The following is a 239-nucleotide window of genomic DNA, read 5'->3' on the forward strand; positions in this document are numbered from 1 at the left end:
CTGAAGTACTTCTCGTTCTTGAACCCGACCATCTCGGCGATCGCCGCCATTTTCAGCGCAGGGTTCTGCAGCAGGATTTTCGCCTTGGAGATCCGGAGACGGTTGATATACTCCGGTATGTTAACCTGATGCTGCTGCTTGAATTTACGGGAGATGTATTCCCGGCTCACATGGAACCGGCTTGCGATCTCGTACAGCGACACCTCGTTCTGGTAGTGCTGCTCGATGTAGTCCGTAAT

Annotated in this window: 1 protein-coding gene; it reads right to left on the reverse strand. The window is 52.7% G+C overall.

The window, feature by feature from the left end:
• A partial coding sequence (locus ACSNOG_RS33985; RefSeq protein WP_436756517.1) for a helix-turn-helix transcriptional regulator occupies positions 1-239 on the reverse strand: 239 nt, incomplete at both ends.

The sequence above is a fragment of the Streptomyces sp. URMC 124 genome (genome assembly GCF_051386455.1).
In the GTDB taxonomy this organism is placed as follows: Bacteria; Actinomycetota; Actinomycetes; order Streptomycetales; family Streptomycetaceae; genus Streptomyces.